Origin of the sequence: Serratia sp. CY56464, assembly GCF_052168435.1 — a bacterium.
Classification (GTDB): domain Bacteria; phylum Pseudomonadota; class Gammaproteobacteria; order Enterobacterales; family Enterobacteriaceae; genus Serratia; species Serratia marcescens.
This window is the reverse complement of sequence record NZ_JBJNMV010000016.1, coordinates 1-916: the sequence shown is the minus strand read 5'-3', so window position 1 is coordinate 916 and position 916 is coordinate 1. Positions and strand designations below refer to the sequence as shown.

At 50.0% G+C, this 916-nt stretch carries 1 tRNA gene and 2 rRNA genes; all 3 read left to right on the top strand.

The features are described 5' to 3' along the window. Positions 1-418, top strand: a 16S ribosomal RNA gene (locus ACJ8KE_RS23720); the annotation flags it as partial. An 88-nt stretch (positions 419-506) separates the two neighbouring features. Continuing rightward, a tRNA-Glu gene (locus ACJ8KE_RS23715) sits at positions 507-582 on the top strand. A gap of 239 nt (positions 583-821) precedes the next feature. Further along, a 23S ribosomal RNA gene (locus tag ACJ8KE_RS23710) occupies positions 822-916 on the top strand; the annotation flags it as partial.

The following is a 916-nucleotide window of genomic DNA, read 5'->3' as shown; positions in this document are numbered from 1 at the left end:
TTGCCAGCGGTTCGGCCGGGAACTCAAAGGAGACTGCCAGTGATAAACTGGAGGAAGGTGGGGATGACGTCAAGTCATCATGGCCCTTACGAGTAGGGCTACACACGTGCTACAATGGCATATACAAAGAGAAGCGACCTCGCGAGAGCAAGCGGACCTCATAAAGTATGTCGTAGTCCGGATTGGAGTCTGCAACTCGACTCCATGAAGTCGGAATCGCTAGTAATCGTAGATCAGAATGCTACGGTGAATACGTTCCCGGGCCTTGTACACACCGCCCGTCACACCATGGGAGTGGGTTGCAAAAGAAGTAGGTAGCTTAACCTTCGGGAGGGCGCTTACCACTTTGTGATTCATGACTGGGGTGAAGTCGTAACAAGGTAACCGTAGGGGAACCTGCGGTTGGATCACCTCCTTACCTAAAGATATTAGTTCGAGTGGCGTGCTCACACAGATTGTCTGATGAAAAAGTAACGAGCAAAAGCGTCATAAAAGTACGGTGTCGTGTCCCCTTCGTCTAGAGGCCTAGGACACCGCCCTTTCACGGCGGTAACAGGGGTTCGAATCCCCTAGGGGACGCCAAGCTTCCGACCCACCCGGTGAAAGCGGCGGTCTCAAGTATCTGACGATACACCATATCTTAAAGATGACTTCCGAGTCATGTTTAAGATATTGCTCTTTAACAATCTGGAACAAGCTGAAAATTGAAACATGACGGCTGAAATTTATCCCTCCGTAGAAGTACTGGGATGAAGAGTAACCTGTCATAGAGTCTCTCAAATGTTTGCAGCGCGAACGATGGAAACATCTTCGGGTTGTGAGGTTAAGTGACTAAGCGTACACGGTGGATGCCTAGGCAGTCAGAGGCGATGAAGGGCGTGCTAATCTGCGAAAAGCGTCGGTAAGGTGATATGAA